The 19748-nt window shown below is 75.4% G+C and carries 15 protein-coding genes and 1 pseudogene; 3 read left to right on the top strand and 13 right to left on the bottom strand.

All coding sequences use genetic code 11. The features are described from left to right. The 4 genes and pseudogenes from C3489_RS38680 to C3489_RS15270 all read right to left on the bottom strand — a co-directional run. Positions 1–374 (bottom strand): annotated as a pseudogene (locus tag C3489_RS38680) (hypothetical protein); the annotation flags it as partial. Continuing rightward, the gene (locus C3489_RS15280; protein WP_103782359.1) at positions 364–1374 is read right to left on the bottom strand and encodes a MoxR family ATPase; all 1011 of its coding nucleotides are present in this window, start codon (positions 1372–1374) and stop codon (positions 364–366) included. The pseudogene C3489_RS38680 and the gene C3489_RS15280, both read right to left, overlap by 11 nt. A gap of 34 nt (positions 1375–1408) precedes the next feature. Next, positions 1409–3067 (bottom strand): trypsin-like peptidase domain-containing protein, encoded by a 1659-nt coding sequence (locus C3489_RS15275; protein WP_103782358.1) that lies wholly within the window; start codon positions 3065–3067, stop codon positions 1409–1411. Next, the gene (locus C3489_RS15270; protein WP_103782357.1) at positions 3064–3408 is read right to left on the bottom strand and encodes a CU044_2847 family protein; all 345 of its coding nucleotides are present in this window, start codon (positions 3406–3408) and stop codon (positions 3064–3066) included. The genes C3489_RS15275 and C3489_RS15270 overlap by 4 nt, the downstream gene beginning before the upstream one ends. Positions 3409–3611: 203 nt before the next feature. Between C3489_RS15270 and C3489_RS15265 the strand changes: the two genes are divergently transcribed. Next, the gene (locus tag C3489_RS15265) at positions 3612–7238 is read left to right on the top strand and encodes a S8 family serine peptidase (RefSeq protein ID WP_103782356.1); all 3627 of its coding nucleotides are present in this window, start codon (positions 3612–3614) and stop codon (positions 7236–7238) included. A 258-nt stretch (positions 7239–7496) separates the two neighbouring features. Here C3489_RS15265 and C3489_RS15255 read toward each other — a convergent pair whose 3' ends face one another. The 3 genes from C3489_RS15255 to C3489_RS15245 all read right to left on the bottom strand — a co-directional run bounded on the left by C3489_RS15255 (position 7497) and on the right by C3489_RS15245 (position 11063). Further along, complete coding sequence (locus C3489_RS15255) at positions 7497–8855, bottom strand: carboxyl transferase domain-containing protein (RefSeq protein WP_103782354.1); 1359 nt, start codon at positions 8853–8855, stop codon at positions 7497–7499. Further along, the gene (locus C3489_RS15250; RefSeq protein WP_103782353.1) at positions 8848–10296 is read right to left on the bottom strand and encodes an acyl-CoA synthetase; all 1449 of its coding nucleotides are present in this window, start codon (positions 10294–10296) and stop codon (positions 8848–8850) included. Before C3489_RS15250 ends, C3489_RS15255 begins: the two co-directional genes overlap by 8 nt. Positions 10297–10460: 164 nt before the next feature. Further along, the gene (locus tag C3489_RS15245; protein WP_103782352.1) at positions 10461–11063 is read right to left on the bottom strand and encodes a hypothetical protein; all 603 of its coding nucleotides are present in this window, start codon (positions 11061–11063) and stop codon (positions 10461–10463) included. Between the two features lie 135 nt (positions 11064–11198). On the opposite strand from C3489_RS15245, the gene C3489_RS15240 reads away from it, so the two are divergent. Continuing rightward, on the top strand, positions 11199–11972 hold the full coding sequence (locus tag C3489_RS15240; RefSeq protein ID WP_103782351.1) for an IclR family transcriptional regulator: 774 nt from the start codon (positions 11199–11201) through the stop codon (positions 11970–11972). After that, entirely contained in the window at positions 11969–12811 is an 843-nt protein-coding gene (locus tag C3489_RS15235; protein WP_103782350.1) for an SMP-30/gluconolactonase/LRE family protein, read from the top strand. The genes C3489_RS15240 and C3489_RS15235 overlap by 4 nt, the downstream gene beginning before the upstream one ends. A 160-nt stretch (positions 12812–12971) precedes the next feature. On the opposite strand, the gene C3489_RS15230 is transcribed toward C3489_RS15235, so the two are convergent. The 6 genes from C3489_RS15230 to C3489_RS15205 form a co-directional block, all read right to left on the bottom strand. Next, complete coding sequence (locus tag C3489_RS15230; RefSeq protein ID WP_103782349.1) at positions 12972–14378, bottom strand: NAD(P)/FAD-dependent oxidoreductase; 1407 nt, start codon at positions 14376–14378, stop codon at positions 12972–12974. 29 nt (positions 14379–14407) lie between these two features. After that, the gene (locus C3489_RS15225) at positions 14408–15586 is read right to left on the bottom strand and encodes an MAB_1171c family putative transporter (protein ID WP_103782348.1); all 1179 of its coding nucleotides are present in this window, start codon (positions 15584–15586) and stop codon (positions 14408–14410) included. Further along, positions 15583–17196: an MAB_1171c family putative transporter gene (locus tag C3489_RS39860; RefSeq protein ID WP_308460809.1), complete on the bottom strand. Its 1614-nt coding sequence runs from the start codon at positions 17194–17196 to the stop codon at positions 15583–15585. The genes C3489_RS15225 and C3489_RS39860 overlap by 4 nt, the downstream gene beginning before the upstream one ends. Next, positions 17193–17690, bottom strand: a complete 498-nt coding sequence (locus C3489_RS15215) for a toxin (protein ID WP_103782347.1) — start codon at positions 17688–17690, stop codon at positions 17193–17195. Before C3489_RS15215 ends, C3489_RS39860 begins: the two co-directional genes overlap by 4 nt. A gap of 96 nt (positions 17691–17786) precedes the next feature. Next, positions 17787–19019, bottom strand: a complete 1233-nt coding sequence (locus C3489_RS15210) for an MAB_1171c family putative transporter (protein ID WP_103782346.1) — start codon at positions 19017–19019, stop codon at positions 17787–17789. Next, complete coding sequence (locus C3489_RS15205; RefSeq protein ID WP_103782345.1) at positions 19016–19621, bottom strand: toxin-antitoxin system, toxin component family protein; 606 nt, start codon at positions 19619–19621, stop codon at positions 19016–19018. Before C3489_RS15205 ends, C3489_RS15210 begins: the two co-directional genes overlap by 4 nt. Positions 19622–19748: the final 127 nt, after the last annotated feature.

The raw sequence follows: 19748 nt of genomic DNA, 5'->3' as shown, positions 1-19748 counted from the left end.
ATGCAGCGGGTGGGGCAGCATCGGCGGTGCCGGCGCCAGCAGCGAGGCGTGCGGCGCGGTCGGTGCGCCGGGCGCCGGGTCGGGGCGGGCAGGTGCAGCGGGGCGCGGGGCCGGGCCGGGGCGGGCGCGGCGGGGGAGACCGGGGCCGGCGGGGTCTGTTGCTCACCGTCCGGCGCGGGAGCGGGCGCCGGCTCAGCGCTGCGCTGCGGCGGCACCGTGTGCGGCCGGTCCTCGTCCCGCTCCGTCATCCGGCCGGCCAGCCACAGCAGTTCGGCCAGCTCCAGCGCGCTCGGGCGCGGGCCGCCCGCCGCCTCGGCCAGCACGTCGGCGAGACGGGCCAGGGCGGCCGGCCACCCGGACGGGTCAGAAGACATCGGTCTGCGCGCCCTGGCCCAGATACGGCATCAGCCGTTCCGCCAGGTCGTCCAGGGAGGTGGCGTCCAGGTCGGCGGAGCGGGCCAGGTAGATCGCGTTGAGCAGCTGGTCGGTGGCCAGGTCCCCGGCGCCCGCCCGGGACAGGAACCGCTCGATCAGCCGCCGCGCCCGCTCGTCGGGCTCGCCCAGGTGCGCGCGGACGATCTCGGCGAGATGCCGGTCGTCGGGCTGCCGCAGCCGCAGCGTGACACAGCGGCGCAGGAAAGCGGGCGGGAACTCCCGCTCGCCGTTGCTGGTCAGCACCACGAACGGGAAGGCCCGGCAGCGCACCCGGCCGCGCTCCACCGGCACCCGCTCGTCGGTGCCGTCGACCATCACCTGGGCCCGGCCCTCGGGCGTGTGCCGGGCGGAGCGCACCAGCTCGGGGATCTCGTACTGGCCCTCCTCCAGCACGTTCAGCAGGTCGTTGGGCAGGTCCAGGTCGCTCTTGTCGATCTCGTCGATGAGCAGGGCGCGCGGGCGGTCGTAGGGCAGCAGGGCGGTGCCCAGCGGGCCGAGGCGCAGATGGTGCTCGATGCCGGCGTCCGCCGCCTGCGGGCCCTGCCGGGCGGCGTACAGCCGGGACAGCGGGTCGTACTGGTACAGCCCGTCGTGCAGGGTGGAGCGGCTGGTGATGTTCCAGCGCAGCACCGGCCCAAGGCGCAGCTCGCGCGCCACCGCGTACGCCAGCGACGACTTGCCGGTGCCGGGCGGGCCGGTGACCAGCAGCGGGCGGCGCAGGTACAGGGCCGCGTTGACCAGTTGCACGGTCTCCTCGGTGGCCTGGTAGGTGGCGGCGCGGTGGCTGCGGTCGGGGGAGACGGCGGCGGCGTCGGCGCGCTCGTCCGGCACCGGCAGCACCGGATGGCCGTCGAAGGCCCGCCAGGGCGGTGGCGGCGGCAGCCGGTCGATGCCGTCGTGCGGCTCGCTGGTGCCGGTGTAGACGGGCCACAGGGGCATGGGTTCGTGTCTCCAAGGGTGGTTCAGGGGGTTCTCACGCGACCGGGGTGTGCAGGCTCGCGGCGGGTTCCGGGAAGCAGCGCGGGTCGTCCCACAGCAGCTGCAGCTCGCGGGCCCAGTGCCCGTCCGGGCCCTCGGCGTCCGCGTCCAGCCGCAGCTTCTGCACATGCCGGGGCAGCTCGGCGGGGGGTACGCCGGTCAGGGACGCCGTCAGCTCGTCGAGGAACTCCGCGCCCGCGCACGGACCGTCGTGCCCGCCGCCGGGGCAGCCGGTGCGGCGCCACAGCAGGACCGGGACCGGAACCGTCAGCGAGACGTCGAAGTACTCGCGGGCCGCGCCCGGCGGTGAGGCGAAGCCCGCCACATGGGCGTCGCCGTCCCACAGCCGTCTGCGCAGCCCACCCGGGCGCTCCCGGGTGCCGCACTCCACGCGGTGCACGGCCGCGCCCGGCGACACGTCCAGCTTCTGCCACTTCTTGCGCAGCTGCCGGCGCAGCCGGCCGCTGCGGTGCCGGGCCCGGTCGGTGACCACCAGCGGGTAGGCGCAGCCCAGCGGGGTGGAGTCCTCGGCGCTGCACTCCCACTGCGCCACCGGCTCGTTCAGCCACTCGCGCGGCAGCACGAACGTCACCAGCTCCTCGGCGTCCGGCGCCAGCTGGTCGGCGGCCTCGTCCAGGCGCTGCTGGACATAGCCGCGCACGGCGCTGGTCGGCAGCCGGCCCGCGCCCACGGGCCGGCGCCGCCCGTCGCGGTACGCGGACACCGCGACGGTGACCTGGTCGGGCCCGGCGCCGCTGTGGTCGATCTCCACCACGACCGGCGACCAGGAGGAGGCCGGCCGCGCCCCGACCGCCGCGTCCGGCCCGTCGAGGAGTTCCTGGAGCCGGTCGGCGAGACGGTCCGCGGCCTCCGGCTCGGGGACCTCCCACTGCACGTACGCCGCGGCCCGGGACAGCGAAGGGAAGCCGCCCGGCGGCAGCGGCGGACCGAACGGACCCACCGCGTCCCCGTACAGCCGGTTGGCGTCGACGCCCGTGCCCTCGGCCTCGGCCCGCCGCACCAGCGCGTACAGCCGGCGCAGCGTCTCGGGACGGTGGCCGGTGGGCACCAGCTCGCCCAGCCCGGACCAGTACCGGGCCATGACCTCGGTGGGCAGCATCCGGCCCACCCGTACCTCCCGGCCGCCCGCGACCGCCGTGACCATGCCGACGACCGAGCCGTCCGCCAGCGTCACCGCCGCCCCGCTGAACCCGGCCACCAGCGGCTGCCCGTGCCCGGTCAGCGCCTCCAGCTGCACCCACTCGTCGGAGATCCGCGGGCCGGGCAGCGCCCGGTAGGCGGCGAGCATGCCCTCGTCGTAGCCGCGCGGGAAGCCGTAGGCGATCAGCTCCCGGCCGCCGTGCTCGGCGCCGGGCGGCGCGAACCGGGCCGGGCTCAGCGGCACGTCCTCGGCCAGCTCCAGCACCGCCAGGTCCCCGGGGTCGGCGGGCCCGCCCCGCCAGTCGCCGCGCACCGCGACGGCCGCCGATAACGCGCCCAGCGAGCGGGAGTTGGGGAACGCCACGGTCACCGGGTCCGTGTCGCTGCAGCGCACCACGTGCGCACAGGTGAGGACATGGCGGGCGGAGACCAGGAACCCGGCGCCCACCTCGGGGCCGCACTCGACGCGGGCGTGCCAGGCGGTGCCGCTCATGACGAGGTCTGCTCCGGGCCCCGGGCGGCCCCGCCCGGCGACCAGCTCAGCTTCACCACCAGATGGGCCTCCGCCGCGCCCTTGGCGATGACCGCGCCCGCCTCCGCGCTCATCTTCACCCCGAACTCCAGCTCCACCGCGTCCGGTTTCAGCGCGCCGTCGCGCAGCACCCGCAGCGCCGACTCGGCCGCCGCGCGCACACCCGCGAGGGAGTTCTCGAAGGTGCGCGTGGCCTGCGCGGTGCCGCCGCGTGAGACGAGCCGTGCGCCGGCGGCGTCCTCGACGCCCTCCACCACGACCAGGGCGCCCTCCTCGGTGGTGAACTCCACCAGTTGCTCCATCGCGCCGCCAACTCCCCCGTGAGGTTCCGACCTTGCCGGCTCCCATTGTTACGGACGGTGCGCGTGCGGTGTACCCGGTTACCGCGTCCGTCACCGGACACCTGGCGGGAATGCGCCAGGGCAGCTTTCCGCCGTCTGCCGTCAACTCCCCGTCACCACACGGCACATGACACTCTTCGGACACACGACGAAGAGAGGCGTGGATGAGCACAGGACCAGTCAGACGCGGGGCGGCCCTCCTGTCGGCCGGGCTCGTGATCGCCCTGCTGCCGGCCGGCGCGGGCCGGGCGGCCGGCCCCGGCCCGGGGACCACTCCAAGCGCCGCCCGCACGGCGGACGCCGCCCGCACCGTCACCCTCGTCACCGGCGACCAGGTCACGGTCACCGACCTCGGCGGCGGCAAGCGGACCGTGACCGTCCAGCGGCCCCGGGGCGCGAGCGGAAGCGTGCGCACCCAGACGGCGAACGGCGAGATCAGCGTCGTACCGGACGAGGCGCTGCCGTATCTGCGGGCGGGCACGCTCGACCGGCGGCTGTTCGACGTCAGCGCCCTGATCCGGCAGGGGCTCACCGACGACAAGGCCGGCGAACTGCCCCTGATCGTCACCCACGGCAAGGGCGGCAGGGCCGCCGTGCCGCCCGGCGCCCGGCGGGTGCGGGCGCTGCCGAGCGTGGGCGGGGACGCCGTACGGGCGCGCAAGGGGCGCGCGTTCTGGCAGGCGCTCACCCGGCAGGGCGGCGCCGGCAAGGTGTGGCTCGACGGGCGGGTCACGGCCGGCATGGCCGAGAGCAACGCCCAGATCGGCACGCCGAAGGCCTGGGAGGCCGGGCTGACCGGCAAGGGCGTCACCGTCGCCGTCCTCGACACCGGCGTCGACGCCGGCCACCCCGACCTCGCGGGCCGGGTCACCGCCACCAGGAGCTTCGTCGAGGGCCAGGAGGTCGCCGACCGCAACGGCCACGGCACCCACGTCACCTCCACCGTCGGCGGCAGCGGCGCCGCCTCCGACGGCCGCGAGAAGGGCGTCGCGCCCGAGGCCACGCTGGCGGTCGGCAAGGTGCTCGGCGACCAGGGCTCGGGCAGCGAGTCGCAGATCATCGCCGGTATGGAGTGGGCCGCCCGGGACGTGCACGCCAGGATCGTCTCGATGAGCCTGGGCTCGACCGAGCCGAGCGACGGCACCGATCCCATGGCCCAGGCCGTGAACACCCTCACCCGTGAGACCGGCGCGCTCTTCGTCGTCGCCGCGGGCAACACCGGTGCGCCCTCCTCGATCGGCTCGCCCGGCGCCGCAGACGCCGCGCTCACCGTCGGCGCCGTCGACTCCGCCGACCGGGCCGCGTACTTCACCAGCGCCGGGCCCCGCTACGGCGACAACGCCCTGAAGCCGGATGTGTCGGCGCCGGGCGTCGACATCCTCGCCGCCCGCTCCCGGCTCACGCCGGGCAGCGGCCCGTACACCTCCATGAGCGGTACGTCGATGGCGACCCCGCACGTCGCCGGCGTCGCCGCCCTCCTCGCCCAGCGCCACCCGGACTGGACCGGTGCGCGGCTCAAGGACGCGCTGATGTCCACCTCCCGGCAACTGGACGCCCCGGCCTACGAGCTGGGCAGCGGGCGGGTCAGCGTGCCGGACACGATCGACGCGACCGTCACCGCCACCGGCAGCGCCGACCTCGGCTACTACAGCTGGCCGTACGAGGCGAACAGGCCGGTGACCCGCACGATCACCTACACCAACACCGGTGACGCACCGGCCGAGTTGAAGCTCGCCGTCACCGGTGCGCCCGACGGCGTCGCCACCCTCGCCGACACCACGCTCACCGTCCCCGCGCACGGCACGGCCTCCACCACCGTCACCGGTGACGGCTCCCAGGCCCCCGTCGGCAACACCAGCGGGCAGATCGTCGCCTCCGACGCGGCCGGAACCCCCGTCGCGCACACCGTGTTCGGGCTGGTCAAGGAGGAGGAGCGGTACACGCTCACCGTGCACGTCAAGGACCGCGACGGCGGGCCCACGGCCGCCGACCTCGCGGTGCAGCAGCTCGCGGCCGGTGTCGACCCCTTCCCCGCCCGGGTCGGCGACTCCGGCACCCTGAAGCTGCGGCTGAAGCCGGGGACGTACAGCCTGACCTCCTTCCTCGACGTGCGCGGCAGCCGGGGCGCCGACTCTCTCGGCCTCGGCTTCCTGGCCGCCCCCGAGGTGGCCCTGGACCGGGACCGCGAGGTCACCCTGGACGGGCGCACCCTGCGTGAGGTGCGGGCCGACGTCGGCCGGCGCACCGAGACGCGGCAGCTGCTGATGGAGTACGACCGTGCCGGAGGCGGCTCCGACCTGTTCGGCGCGGTCCAGGTGCCGGTGAAGTACGACAGCGTGTTCGCGGCGCCCACCCGGAAGGTCACCCGGGGCACCTTCGAGTACCGGACCGTGTGGCGGCTGGGCAAGCCGCTGATGGAGGTGCGCGGCGTCGGCGAGGCCCTCGCGCAGCCCGGCGGCGCCCTCACCGACGGACGGCTGCGGCTGCCGCTGGCCGACGTCGGCGACGGGCCGTTCACCGGCGTCGCGGGCAAGGCGGTCCTCGCCCGCCTCACCGACGGCACCGACCCGGTGGCCCTCGCGCAGGCCGCGCAGGACGCCGGTGTGAAGGCCCTGTTCGTCACGGACGACGCGCCCGGCCGGCTGAACGCCTGGTGGGGCGCCGACGACGGCGGCGACCGGCCCTTCCCGATCGCCACCCTGAGCACCGCCGACGCCCAGCGGCTGCGTGCCGAGGGACGTGTGGACCTGACCGTCACCCGCGACACGCCCTATGTGTACGACCTGTCCGAGGGGCACCCGGGCGCGATCCCCGACCGGGACCTCACCTACGCACCCGGCGCGCGGCAACTCGCCGCCGTCGGCGTGCGGTTCCACGCCGCGAAGCCGGCCTTTGGCGGTGAGTTCCGCTACTCGATCACGTCCGCCTTCCCCGTCGGCATCGGCTTCCAGGAGCGCGCCGACTTCCCCGCCACCCGCACCGACTACGTCTCCACCGGCCCCGGCCAGCTGTGGCACGAGTCGGTGACGGCTGCCGACGGGGCGCTGGAGGAACGCAGCGGGCTGGTCGCCTACCGGGGCGGCACCCGGCCCGGGCTGAACTGGTTCCGGCCGGTGTGGCACCCCTGGCTCGGCACCGGGCTCGGCTGGGGCCAGCAGCGCAGCGGCAACCAGCTGCAGTTCAACACGCCCGGCTGGGGCGACTCCGGGCCCGACCACACCGGCTTCGGCGACGTCTGGAGCGAGGAGAGCGGCATGCACCAGACCACCTCGGTGTACGTCGACGGTGCCCTGGCCGACCGGGGGGCCGGCTCCGCCGCCTACGTGTGGAACGCGCCCGCCGACGAGCGCACGTACACGGTCGTCACCGAGACGGCACTGGACGCCGGCCGCTGGGGCAGGGCCCGGGAAGGCCGCTCCGAGTGGACGTTCCGCTCGGCCGCGACCCCCGAGGACCGCTGGACCTTCCTGCCGCTGATCAACCTCGCCTACGACGTCGGCACCGACCTCGCGGGGAATGTCCGGGCCGACAGCCGGGTCCCGGTCGGGCTCGGCGCCTCCTACGTGGTGGGCGCGAGGGGCACCGGCACGCTCGGTGGCGGGCGGCTGGAGGTGTCGTACGACGACGGGCGGACCTGGCGGGACGTGCGCCTGGACGGGTCCGGGGCGTCCTGGCGCGGCACGCTCACCGTGCCGCGTGACGCGCTCTCGGTCTCCCTGCGGGCCTCCGCCGGCGACGACCGCGGCGGTTCGGTACGCCAGGAACTCCTCGGCGCGGTCGGTGTGAAGTAGCCCCGTACGGATACCCATACGGCGGCGCCGCCTCCCTGGGACGGGGAGACGGCGCCGCCTTGTGCTGCCTCGGGCCTTCGCCCTCAGACCAGCCAGCCGATGAAGTGGACGAGGCCGGCGAGGACGTCGGTGAGCAGGTTCATGATCGTGCTTCTCCTTGCGGTGGTGCTCTGATGTGGGACCTGTGCGTCGACTACGGTCTGCAGCCCGTCGCTTGCACACCGTAAGTATCGTGCGTCTCGCCCGCCGCAGTCGCCCTCATGAGTGACGATCACCTGTTCCAGGGAGCAACTGATCGCCTGTTCGGATCACCCCGAGCTCGCCCAACTCCCTCGGTGTGATGCGGAGTTGATCCGCCGTCGCCGCCACCTCCTCCTGCGGGCGCTTGAGGATCGCCGCCGCGAGCTCGGGTGCGATGACGGAGAAGTAACTGTCCGGCGTGGCCCAGGTGTTGCCGGGTGCCGCGAGCGCCAGCGCGCCGCCCGAGCCGCCCTCGCCGATCAGCAGCGTGGTGAGGGGCGTGCGCGCGGACGCCACCGCCGCGAACACCTCCGCGATGGCCGGCCCCGCGCCCTGCCGCTCGGCCTCCGCGTCGTTGGCCGCGCCCGGCGTGTCCACCAGCGTCAGCACCGGGACGCGGAGCCGGTCCGCGAGCCGGATCAGCCGGGCCGCGGTCCGGTAGCCGGCCGGCCGCGTCGCCGTGCCGGTCTGCGCGGCGTAGGCGATGGTCCGCCCCTCGTGCTCGCCGAACCCGCAGAGCATCCCCTCCGGGTCGCGGCCGCCGCAGCGGTCGCCGCTGATCTCGACGCGCTCGGTGAAGTAGGCGTCCAGATACGCCCGTGCCCGCGGCCGGCGCGGGTCGCGGGCCCGCTGGACGGCGTCCCAGCCGGAGGCGGGCAGCTCCCGGGCCCCGAGCGCGGCCGGCACCGGAGCGGGCGCGTCACAGGGGCGCGTGAGCAGCCGCAGCCACCGGCCCAGCTCCGCCCGCAGCCGCCCCGGCTCCACGACCGCGTCCGCCGATCCCGCCGCCACCTGCGCCTCCGCCGTGTACGCGGCCGGATCGGCGTCCGGCGGCCGCACCCGGGAACCCGCGAAGCCGACCTGGGCGCCGGGCAGCGCCAGCACCACGTCGGCGCCCGCACCGAGCGTCGCCCAGCCGCCGCCGGTCGTCGGGTCCCGCAGGACGGCGATCTGGGCCAGGCCCGCCTGCCGCGTCAGCGCCGACTGGCGGGCCACCCGCTGGAGCTGGGTGAGCGCGAGCATGCCCTCCTGCATCCGGCTGCCGCCCGTGGCCACCAGCGGCACCACGGGCAGCCGATGCGCGCGGGCGTGCTCGTACGCCGCCTCCAGCCGGTCCCCGGTGCGCTCGCCGAGGGAGCCGCCGAGGAAGCCGAACTCGAAGGAGACCAGCACCGCGCGGGTGCCCTCGACGGTGCCCGTGCCGCACACCACGGACTCCCGCTCGCCGGTGCGCTCGGCGGCACGGGCGCGCTGGGCGTCGTAACCCCGCCAGGCCAGCGGCCCGTCGGGCCCGGAGCGCCGGTCGGGGGCGGGCAGTTCGGTGAAGTCGTCGGTGACCAGGGCGAGCGCGGCGCGCGCGGACAGGCGCTCAGTCATGGGGCAGGGCCCGCTTCATGATCTTCCCCATGTCGTTGCGGGGCAGGGCCTCCAGGTAACGGACCGTGCGGGGCCGCTTGTGCGGGGCCAGGCGGGCGGCGACGTGGTCCGCCAGCTCCCCGGCGGAGGGCGGGGAAGCCGGGTCGGCGGGGACGATCCACGCCACGACCCGCTCGCCCAGGTCCGCGTCCGGCTCCCCGGTGACGGCCGCCTCCCGCACCCCGGGGTGCTCCAGGAGCGCGTTCTCGATCTCCCCCGCGCCGATCTTGTACCCGCCGCTCTTGATGAGATCGGTGGCCTTGCGCCCGACGATCCGCACATACCCGTCCCCGTCGCGCACCGCCATGTCCCCGGTGCGGAACCAGCCGTCCCCGGTGAACGCGGCGGCGGTGGCGTCGGGCCGGTTCAGGTACTCGGTGAAGAGGTTCGGCCCGCGCACCTGGATCTCACCGACGCTCTCCCCGTCGTACGACGTGATGACGGTCCCGTCCTCCTCGACGAGCCGCAGCTCGACGCCGGGCAGCGGCACGCCCACCGTCCCGGCCCGGGCCTCCCCGTCGGCGCGGACGCTGGTGTTCATCAGCGTCTCCGTCATGCCGTACCGCTCGATGACCCGCCGTCCGGTCGCCGCGGCGATCCGCTCGTGGTCGTGCACCGGCAGCGCGGCCGACCCGGACACCAGCAGCCGGGCCCCGGCCAGCGCCTTCGCCAGCTCCGGGTCGCCGGGCAGGGTCTCGGCGATGCGGTGGTACATGGTCGGCACGCCGAAGAGCATGGTGGCGCCGCCGCCCAGCTCCCGGGCGACCCCTTCCGTGCTGAACCTGCCGAGGTGGCGCACCGACCCGCCGCGCCGCAGCGGGCCGAGCACGCCCAGCACCAGCCCGTGCACATGGAACAGCGGCAGCCCGTGCACCAGCACGTCGTCGCCGGTCCACTGCCAGGCGTCGGCGAGCGCGTCCAGGGTCGAGGCGATCGCCCGGCGCGGGAGGACGGCGCCCTTGGGCGGGCCGGTGGTGCCGGAGGTGTAGACGATCAGCGCCGGGTCGCCCTCGTCGCGGCCGCGGTCGTCGGGGAGCGGCCCGGCGCCGCGCACGTCGACGTCGACGCGCTCCAGACCCGCCAGGGCCGCCGGGAGTTCGTCCCCGGGCGCGGCCAGGACGAGCGCGGGCGCGCTGTCGGTGAGGATGTGCCGCAGCTCCTTCTCGCCCGACTTCGGGTTGAGCGGCACGGCCGCCGCACCGGCGAGCAGCACGCCCACGACGCCGACGGCGGTCTCCAGCGCGGGCGTGGCCCACACGGCCACCCGGCCCGGCCCGCGCACCCGCTCCCCGACGGCCCCGGCCGCCGCGGCGAGTTCCGCATACGTCAGGACCCGATCGCCGAACCGCAGGGCGACCTGCTCGCCCGGATCACCGGTGAGGGCGGGGAAGAGGGAGGACACGCGGCGACTCCTTCGACAGGGGCTGCTGTACTGGCACCAGCCTCTTCCTTACCCCAACCGCACCGCTCGGGCCGCGTCGGCCGCCATGACGTCGGCCACTGGGCAGGCACGGCGCCGGCCACTACGCGGCCTGCCCGAAGGGGAAGGCCAACCCCGGCCGTCCGCTAGTCCGAGACGGCCGTGCGTTGCAGCAGGCCCCAGGTGAACTCGGCGACCACCTCGTGGCGTACGCCGCGCGCGTCCGGGGCGGTGAAGGCCAGGCCCCAGCGGGTGGGCGCGGTGCCCTCCAGGGGGCGGGCGGGGGCGAAGGCGCGGGCCGCCTCGTCGACCGTGCAGGACCAGGGGGTGAGGTCCTCCAGGGTGCGCAGGGCGGGGGCGGGAGCGTCGGGCGCACGGACCAGCCACTCGTTCCAGACGGCGCCGCGCGGGCCGACGAGCACCTCGAAGCGCAGGTCGGGCCACAGGGGCAGCGGCCACTGCCAGGCGGCGCACTCCAGGTCGCCGATCGTGCGCTTGCCCTCGGACTCCGGGGGGCCCAGGACCGAGCGGTAGCGGGAGGCCGCCGCGCGGGCGCGGGGTGAGCGGACCATCGCCTGCCAGCGTTTGTTGGCCTCGCGCATCTCGGCCAGGGAGACGCCCAGCTCACGGCGGGCGTCCTCGACGAGGCCGGGGTTGTGGTCGGCCATGCGGCGCAGCAGGACCAGCTGGAAGTCGCGGCGGGTGAAGGGGGCGGCGGGGCGCTGGGAGGAGGGCGGCACGCCGTCCATCGTCGCCCAGCGCAGCCGGGACCGTCCTCACCATTGCCCGCGCGAACGGGATATGACTAGCCTGTGTTCGCCATGCCGATCGCCTGTTGATATTTCGAACGCATCCATTCCGACCAACAAGGGAGGGGGCCGGTCGTGGGACGCCTCGTACCTGCCGTGACCCGGGCTCTCGACATTCTGGAGCTCTTCCTCGACGGGGACGGCACGCTCTCCGCCCCCGACATCGTGCGCAGGCTGCAGCTGCCGCGCACCACCGTGCACGAGCTGGTCACCACGCTCGCCGCCCGGCAGTACCTGGTCCCCGTCCCCGGCCAGCCGGGACGCTACCGGCTCGGAGTGCGCCCGTACCAGCTCGGCAGCCGCTACGCCGAACAGCTCGACCTCGCCGCCGAGGGCCAGCAGGTGGCCCGCGCCGTCGCCGAGACCTGCGACGAGACGGTGCACGTGGCGATCCTGGAGGGCACCGACGTCATCTACATCGCCAAGGTGGACTCCACCCACGCGGTGCGCATGGTGTCGGCGGCCGGCCGCCGGCTGCCCGCCCACTGCACCTCGGTGGGCAAGATGCTGCTGGCCTCCCTCCCCGAGCAGGAGCTCGCCACCCGCATCCCGGACGACGCCGAGCTGGTCGCGATGACCCCGAACAGCATCACCGATCCGGCCGCCCTGCGCGAGGCCCTGGCGGAGATCCGCGCCCGGGGCATCGCGGTGGAGTCCCGCGAGTCCAACCCGGACGTGTCCTGCGTGGCCGCACCGGTCCGCGACCGCACCGGGCGGGTGGTGGCCGCCCTGTCCATCTCCGTGCCCATGATCCGCTGGAGCGAGGAGCGCCGGGCCGAGCTGGAGCAGCTCGCCGCCAAGGGCGCTGCCGAGCTGTCGGAGCTCCTCGGCTTCCGGAGCGCCGCATGAGGTACGAGGTCGCGGTGCGGGCCGAAGCGGCCCTCGGCGAAGGACCGACCTGGGACGCCGGAGCCGGCCGGCTGGTCTGGGTCGACATCCTCGGCTGCCGCGTCCACACCTACGACCCCGTCACCGGCCGCCGCACGGTCCGCACCACCGAGCAGCACGTCGGCGCCGCCAAACCCCGCGCCGGCGGCGGCCTGGTGCTCAACCTGCGCGACGGGGTCGGCCTGCTGGACGACGACGGCGCCTTCCGCTGGCTGCACCGCGAGCCCGTGCCCGGCCGCCGCGCCAACGACGCCGCCGTCGCGCCCGACGGTGCGCTGTGGGCGGGCACCATGCGCTACGACGAGGCCCCGGGCGGCGGCACCCTCTCCCGGCTCACCGGGCACGGGGCGGTCGAGCTGGTCCTCGACGACGTGGCGGTCAGCAACGGCACGGGCTGGAGCCCGGACGGCCGCCTCATGTACTACATCGACTCCCCGACCCGCCGCGTCGACGTCTTCTCCCACGACGGGGGGCGCGTGACGGACCGGCGCCCGTTCGTGGAGATCGAGGAGGGCGCCGGCTTCCCCGACGGCCTCACGGTCGACGCCGACGGCTGCGTGTGGGTGGCCCTGTGGGACGGCGCGGCGGTGCGCCGCTACACCCCCGACGGCCGCCTGGAGAAGGTGATCGAGCTGCCCACGCCGCGCGTGACGGCGTGCGCCTTCGGCGGGCCCGGCCTGACCGACCTGTACGTCACGACGGCCCGCGTCGGCCTGACCGCCCCGCATCCCGTCGCCGGCTCGCTGCTGGTGGTTCCGGACGCCGGCAAGGGCCTGGCCCAGCCGGCGTTCGCGGGTTAGGCGCCGTCGTCCGGATCGTCCGGTGTCTGGATCGCCTCGGTGTCTCGATCGTCCCGGCGCCCTGATCGTTCGGGTGTCTCGATCGTCCCGGCGCCCTGATCGTTCGGGTGTCTCGATCGTCCCGGCGCCCTGATCGTTCGGACATCGCGGGGCTCGGGCGTCAGGCGTCGGTCGCCGGTCCCCGCTCCAGCTCCGCCAGGATCTTGCGTTCCGCCGGGGTCATCGGCGGGCCGGACAGGGGCGGGAGCAGGGGGCCGGTCAGGGCGGCCAGCACCGCGTCGGGGCGCAGCAGGCGGGTCGGGCCGGTGCGCAGGCTCGTCACGTCCCACAAGGCCCGGGCCGCGCCGAGGGAGGACGCCGCCGAGCCGGTCAGGCGGCGTGAGTAGCGGGTGACGAGACGGTCGCCGAGGCCGGGCCGGCCGCCGCGTACGTCCGGGAACCAGATGTCCTGGCCGACCGCCGACGCCCACGCCGCCTCCACCGCCCGACCCGCGCGGCGCTGCGCCCGCCGGGCCAGGCCGGGCGCGGCCGGGCCGCCGCTCTCCAGCTCCCGCAGCAGGCCCACGGCACCCAGCGCGGCCACCGACATGCCCTGCCCGTAGGCCGGGTTGAACGTCGCCACCGCGTCCCCGAGCACGACCAGGCCCTCCGGCCACGCCCGTACCTTCTCCAGATAGCGGCGGGTGTTCTTCGTGCTGCGGCTGACGTGCACGTCGCCCAGCGGCTCGGCGCCCGAGATGAGCCGGCCGACGATCGGGTGCGGCAGGTCGAGGGTGTACCGCAGGAAGCCCTCCGGGTCCGCCGGCGGCTCCCCGCCCCGGGTGCCGGCCAGACTGACCATCCAGCGGCCCCCCTCGATGGGCAGCATCATGCCGCTGCGGCCCGGCCGGGAAGCGTACGGGTCGGCCTGGACGACGGTGAGCGGGAAGTTCTCCGCGCCCTGCGGGGTGCGGTACACGCGCGTGGCGTTGACGAGCCCGACGTCCACGGTCTTCTCGCGCACGTCCGTGATCCCCAGCGCCCGCAGGCGCTCGCCGATCCGGGAGCCGCGCCCGCCGGCCTCGACGACGAGGTCCGCCGCGAACTCCTGCTCGCCGCCGTCTCCCGCGACCCGGACGCCGCGCACCCTCTCGCGCGAACCGGTGAACTCCAGGGCCTGCCCCCGCTCGACGCGGACACCGGTGTGCTTCAGCACCAGGTCCCGTACGACCCAGTCCAGCAGGGCCCGGCTGCAGGTGATCATGCGGGGCCCGCCGTCGCGCCAGCGCCGCAGCCAGCCCTCCGGGGTAAGCGCCAGCATGCCCGAGCCGAGCGGCACCTCGTGCGCGCCGGCCGCCAGCAGCGCCTGACGCACACTCACCCCGGGTATCAGCTCCTCCATCGCGGCCAGACCGCCGGGCATGAGCAGATGGGCGTGCCGGCCCTGCGGCAGCCCCTTGCGGTGCTCCGGGCCGTCGGGCAGGTCGTCCCGCTCGACGACGACCACCTCGTCCACGGTGGCCGACAGGGCCGCGGCGGCCAGCATCCCGGCCAGGCCGGCTCCGACGACGACAGCTCTGTGCGGCATGGGGCTCCTTGGGTTCATCGAACGGGAGTTCAGCGAGGGGAGGCGGCCCTTACCGTACCCGCGCTCCCGGTCGCGCCGAGGGGGGATCGGCACAGTGCCTGCGCCAGTTCCACCAGGCCGCCGGTGCCCGGGACCTCCGTGGCGTGCAGCCGGTAGGGGCAGGGGGCGTCCAGGGGCGGCTCCTGCGCGGCGGCCCGGCGGGTGGCGGCGGCGAGCATCGCGGCCTCCCCGGCGATGCGGGCCTGGTGGGTGGAGCGGCCCGCGCGCAGCGCCTCGTCCACGGCGCGGGCGCGGACCCGGTCGTCGAAGTACGGGGCCAGCGCGAGCAGCGCGTCGTGGATGGACACCTCGCGCCAGCGCAGCCGTTCCTGCGGCAGCCACCACCAGGACGCCTCCGGCTTGGGCGCGGTGGAGGCGAACCGCACCGCCGACCACAGCGGGTGCAGCGCGCGGTGGTCGGCGAGCCCGCGCCACTGCGCCACGGCCGCCGGCAGCAGCCGCGGCAGCACGAACCCCGCCGAGCAGATCAGCGCGCCCAGGGAGGCCATGGGCGGGGCCAGGGTGGTGGACAGGAAGTCCAGGTCGTGACCGGTCCAACGGGCGGCGATCGCCGTGTACTTGGTGGCCTGGAAGCCCAGCAGGTCCAGCAGCGCGCCGGCCAGGATCAGCCGCAGCCCGGCGCGCAGCAGGCCGGTGACCTCGCGGCCCCACTTCAGGCACACCGCGCACATCACGACCATGGCGGCGCTGTGCCCCAGCAGGTAGAGCAGGATCATCTCGCGCAGGCCGGGGGTGGTGGCGTAGAACGTGTCGAGGTCGCGCAGCCGCTCGGTGCGGGCGTCGCCGAGCGCGAACAGCACGACGATGGCGACGATCAGCGCGCCGTAGGCGGCGACGCAGCGCAGCACCAGGCGCCGGACGTGCGCCCGTGAGCCGCCGCGCCAGTTGATCAGCAGGATCAGCAGGGAGCAGCTGTACGCGGAGAGCATCCCGTACGTGAGCGGGGCGCCGAAGTTGGGGATGCCCGTGAGGTCGTTGACCGCGGACAGCGTCAGCGGGGCGGCGCACACGAAGACGAGCGAGCCGAGGACGATCGCCGCGCACGTCGACACGGTCAGGGGGTTGCGCAGCGCGGTGCGGGGCCGGCGGAAGATCAGCACGGACGACAGCCCGAACACCAGGGCCGCCAGATACACGACGAGACTCATACCGGCCGCACCCCGTTCACCGCCCGCGCGGCGGCGACGAGAGGAGAGGACACGAGCGCGTCGGCAACCCGCCCCAGATCCACGGGCCCACCCACGGGAAGAACCGCCCGCCCGCCACCGTGCCCGACCGACACTTGCCGCGCCGCGGAGACGGCGCCGGGCGAGGGGGCCGGTGCCCCGGCGGGGCAGGGGAGCGGAGCGCTGGCGAGGCCGGGGGAGGGCGTCCCGGCGGGGCCGGGAAGCCGAGTGCCCGTGACGCCGGGCAACGGCGCTGAGGCGGGGAGAGGGAGCGGCGGTGCCCCGGCCGCGCGGGCGGGATCGGGAAGGGTCCCCGTGGCGGTGGGCTGTTGGGCGGGGTCGGCCGGAAGCGGCGTCCCGCCCGGCTCGGGGTACTGCCTTCCGACTGCTCCGAGGCGCGGCGTCTCCGCAGCATCGAGGAGCGGCGCCCCGACGGGGGAGACGAGCTGCGCCCCGTCGGCCCCGGGCGGCGGTGTTCCGCCGGGGCCGGGCAGCGGCGCCCCTTCTGTTCGCGGCACCGGTGTCCCCGTGGCGGTGGGCTGTTGGGCGGGGTCGGTGGGTGGGTGGGGCCGGCGGTCCTGGTGGGCCGCTGCTGCTATGACCGCTGCCCAGGCCGTGGCCTCCGCCTGGCTCGGGTCGCCGTCGGTGTGCAGGGCCGCCGCGTAGGTGTCCGCGTACAGCAGCGGGTCGTAGGCGCTGTCCAGATGGCCCAGCGCGTTGTGGATGCTGGTCTGGCGCCACATCAGCCGGGTCGGCGGCGATGCCCAGCGCGGCCTCGGCAGCCGCAGGGCGCGGCGGGTGAGGACGTCGTCCAGCTCCCGCTCCAGCGGCGCCAGACGCGCGTACGCCCGCCCCGCCCGGCGCCACTGGGCCAGCCGGGGCCCGGTCAGCGGTACGAGGATGCCGATCGAGGTGAGCAGCGCGCCCAGCCCTGCCGCGGCCGGCGAGACGGCCGTGTCCAGCGCCGACCAGTCGCGCCCCGACCAGCGCGCGGCCACCGCGACGAGCTTGGCGGCGCTGAAGCCGGCGCTGCCCAGCGTGCCCACGCCCAGCGTCAGCAGCCCCGCGCGCAGCCAGCCGGTCACCTGCCGGGCCCACCTGAGCGCGGAGACCATGGTGACGGAGGCGGCGATGAGGTGCGCGACCAGGTACAGCACGATCATCTCTGCGATGAACGGCGTCGTCGCGTAGTAGGTGTCCAGGTCGGTACGGCGCTCCACCGGCGCGTCACCCAGCGCGAACGCCGCCCCGATGCCGACGATCACGCCCGTGTAGGCGGTGATCCAGCGGCGCGCGGTGCGCGTCACGTCGGGACCGCCCCGCCAGCGCACGATCAGCACCTGGGAGGCGGCGCCGTACGCGGTGATCGCCGCGTACGTCAGCGGCGCGGCGAGGTTGGCGACGCCGCTGAGCCGGTTGACCGCGCCGATGGTGGGCGGGGCGCCGAGGAAGAAGCACAGCCCCGCGAGGCCCAGCACCGCGCAGATGGCCCGCAGATAGGGGTCGTGCCGGTGCCGCACCAGATCGGGGGCCTTCACGGCGAGCCCGAGCCACAGCACTGAGCAGCTGACGTAGTTGGTCAGGCCGTTCATGTGCCCGTCCCGCGGTAGTTGAGCGCGGCCCCGATCCGCCCGGCCAGGTCCTGGGCGCCGCCGGTGTCGGCCGCGAACACCGAGTCCGGGGGTGCCTCCAGCCAGGCTCGCAGCCGGCGGCCCATCAGCATGCCGAAACGGTCCGCCTCCTGCTCCTCGGCGAGGCTGAAGTCGGTGCGGGCGGCGACCGGCTGCGGCAGCTCGCCGAGCGCCCCGGGTTCGTCGTCGCGCCGGTTCATGTGCCACACCTCGTGGCAGAAGATCACGATCTGGTGCCACACCGCGGCCCGCCGGTCGACGACCACGATGTCCTGGCCCTCGCGCTCCAGCCACAGCCCGCTCGCGGTGTGCGGCGGGAACACCTCGCGGTGGACGGTGACCTCGCGCCCCCGCCAGGCGCTCACCGAACCGACCAGTGCGGCGAACAGCGTCTCGGGGTCCGTGGGCAGGGGGACCCGTATGGGGTCGATGAGGGCATCGGCGAGCCGACGCATCTCCTTGCTCGTACGCCAGGTACGCACTGTTCTCGGCACCGTCCCGGTGTGCTCGTGCGGTCAACTGTGCACTATGCCAAGTCCCCGCTCCCTCAGCTACCTCGTGCCCCGGGCCGGGCCGAGGCGGCCGGCGCGGGCGCGCACCTCCTCCAGCACGTCCCGCCGGCGCAGCGCGCGGGAGACGGCGCCGATCTCGCGCAGCAGCCGCACCGTGTCCACGCCGTCGCCCGGGGCCTCCTCGCCCTGCCGGTCGCGGCGGTTCTCGACGGCGTCCAGCAGGGTCACCGCCGCGGCGAGCGCCCGCGCCCGGTCCGGCGGGTGCCCGAGGGCGACGGCGGCGTCGAGGGCCCGGCGGCGCAGGTCGTCGTCGAGGTGGCGGGCCAGCGGTAACAGGACGTCACGGATGAACGTCTCGCGCCGGATCAGCCGCAGTTCGGGCGCGGTGCGCAGGACGAACGGCACCCCGGAGCCGTGCACGGACCGCAGCAGCCGGTACAGCGGCTGCAGTTCGCGGTGGGCGAGCCGCATCCGCCAGCGGTCCTGCAGGTACTGGCCGATGTGCGGCAGGATGAAGCCGACCGCGATCAGCACGGCGGACAGCCCGGCGACCGGCGGCGCCGCGTTGGTGCTCAGCCAGTCCAACCGGTGCCCGCTCCAGCGGGCGGCCACGGCGGTGAGCTTGGCGGCGTCGAAGACGAGGTTCATCGCGTACCCGGCGCCGAGGAAGACCAGCCCCCAGCGCAGCCAGCCGTCGAGGCCGTCGGTGCGCACCCAGTTCCAGATCAGCCGGGACGTGATGAGCACGGCCACGCAGTGCGCGAGCAGGTAGAGCAGGATCTCCTCGCGCATGAACGGGGTGGTGGCGTAGTACGTGTCGAGGTCCCGCAGCCGTTCCACGGGGGCGTCGGCGAGCGCGAACAGCCCCCACAGGGCGACGATGACCGCGCCGTAGGAGGTGAGGACCAGCCGCCGGGCGCGGCGGGTGGTCGGCGAGTGCCCGGACGGGCCGTTGCGCCAGGCGATGATGAGCAGCAGGCAGGACCCGCAGAACGCGGTGAGCAGCGAGTACACCAGCGGGGCGGCGATGTTGGGCACGCCGGTGACCCGGTTGGTCCAGGCGATGGTGGACGGCGCGACGAACACGAACACCGCGCAGGCCAGCAGGAGCAGTCCGCCGACCGCGCGCAGCAGCGGGTCCTTCCACAGCCGCACGATGGTGGGCAGTTTGATGGCCAGCGCGGACGCCAGCACCAGGGTCGGTATCCACCAGAACGAGGTGTAGAAGTCGGTGACGAACGCCGACGGGGAGAGCGCCAGCCGGTCGGTCACCGCGGGTTCCGCCCGGGGTGGCCGAGGGAGCGCTGCAGTGCGTCGGCGGACCGCCCGTCGCCGGCGCCGGTGCCCCGGCCGGGGCCGGTCCCCGCGATCAGGTCCCGGCACAGCGCGGCCAGCCGGTGGCCGAAGCCGTCGGCCTCGGCCTCGTCGCGCGAGCGGGAGCCGGCGCGGGAGCCACCGCGGGCGGCGGCGCCCAGCGCGAGGTCCTTCCAGCCGGGCCGCCCGGCCAGCGCGCGGGCCGCGGCCGGGGTGGCGACCTGGTGCCGGTGTCCGGCGTGCAGATGCCACAACTCATGGCCCAGCACGACCAGTTGCTGCACCTCCTCGGCGCGCTCCTCGACGATGACCAGGTCGAAGTCCTGGAACTCCACCCACAGTCCGGTGACCCCGATGCCGTCCGGGAACCTCTCGAAGCGCAGTTCCACCGGGCGCCCGCCGCGCCGCTGCGACATCGCCGCGCACAACGCCCGGCACAGGGCGCGCACATCGCCCGGCGGCCGTTCGGACCGGCGTACGGCGGCGGTGAGCGAGGCGGCGAGGGCGCGCTTGGCGGAGATGTGAAGCCGCGAGTGCCGCAGCTGCTCCACGATGCCCATCCCGCCTCCTTCCGCCGCCGCCTTGAGGGTTGTTCGAGCCTACGTGGCCGGGCGTGTCCGCGTCACGTGATCGCGCCCGGGCCGGCGCGGCCACCTCTCACTTTTCGAAAACCCGGCCGGAAGTCGT

The sequence above is a fragment of the Streptomyces sp. Ru71 genome (assembly GCF_002920535.1).
Classification (GTDB): Bacteria; Actinomycetota; Actinomycetes; order Streptomycetales; family Streptomycetaceae; genus Streptomyces.
This window is presented reverse-complemented; position numbering and strand designations above follow the sequence as displayed.

Bases quoted from the DNA above. Each gene is read 5' to 3' on its own strand.
- C3489_RS15280 (WP_103782359.1), bottom strand. From the start codon at position 1,374: ATGCCCCTGTGGCCCGTCTACACCGGCACCAGCGAGCCGCACGACGGC.
- C3489_RS15255 (WP_103782354.1), bottom strand. From the start codon at position 8,855: ATGACTGAGCGCCTGTCCGCGCGCGCCGCGCTCGCCCTGGTCACCGAC.
- C3489_RS15230 (WP_103782349.1), bottom strand. From the start codon at position 14,378: ATGCCGCACAGAGCTGTCGTCGTCGGAGCCGGCCTGGCCGGGATGCTG.
- C3489_RS15245 (WP_103782352.1), bottom strand. From the start codon at position 11,063: ATGGACGGCGTGCCGCCCTCCTCCCAGCGCCCCGCCGCCCCCTTCACC.
- C3489_RS39860 (WP_308460809.1), bottom strand. From the start codon at position 17,196: ATGAACGGCCTGACCAACTACGTCAGCTGCTCAGTGCTGTGGCTCGGG.
- C3489_RS15265 (WP_103782356.1), top strand. From the start codon at position 3,612: ATGAGCACAGGACCAGTCAGACGCGGGGCGGCCCTCCTGTCGGCCGGG.
- C3489_RS15205 (WP_103782345.1), bottom strand. From the start codon at position 19,621: ATGGGCATCGTGGAGCAGCTGCGGCACTCGCGGCTTCACATCTCCGCC.
- C3489_RS15215 (WP_103782347.1), bottom strand. From the start codon at position 17,690: ATGCGTCGGCTCGCCGATGCCCTCATCGACCCCATACGGGTCCCCCTG.
- C3489_RS15275 (WP_103782358.1), bottom strand. From the start codon at position 3,067: ATGAGCGGCACCGCCTGGCACGCCCGCGTCGAGTGCGGCCCCGAGGTG.
- C3489_RS15270 (WP_103782357.1), bottom strand. From the start codon at position 3,408: ATGGAGCAACTGGTGGAGTTCACCACCGAGGAGGGCGCCCTGGTCGTG.
- C3489_RS15225 (WP_103782348.1), bottom strand. From the start codon at position 15,586: ATGAGTCTCGTCGTGTATCTGGCGGCCCTGGTGTTCGGGCTGTCGTCC.
- C3489_RS15235 (WP_103782350.1), top strand. From the start codon at position 11,969: ATGAGGTACGAGGTCGCGGTGCGGGCCGAAGCGGCCCTCGGCGAAGGA.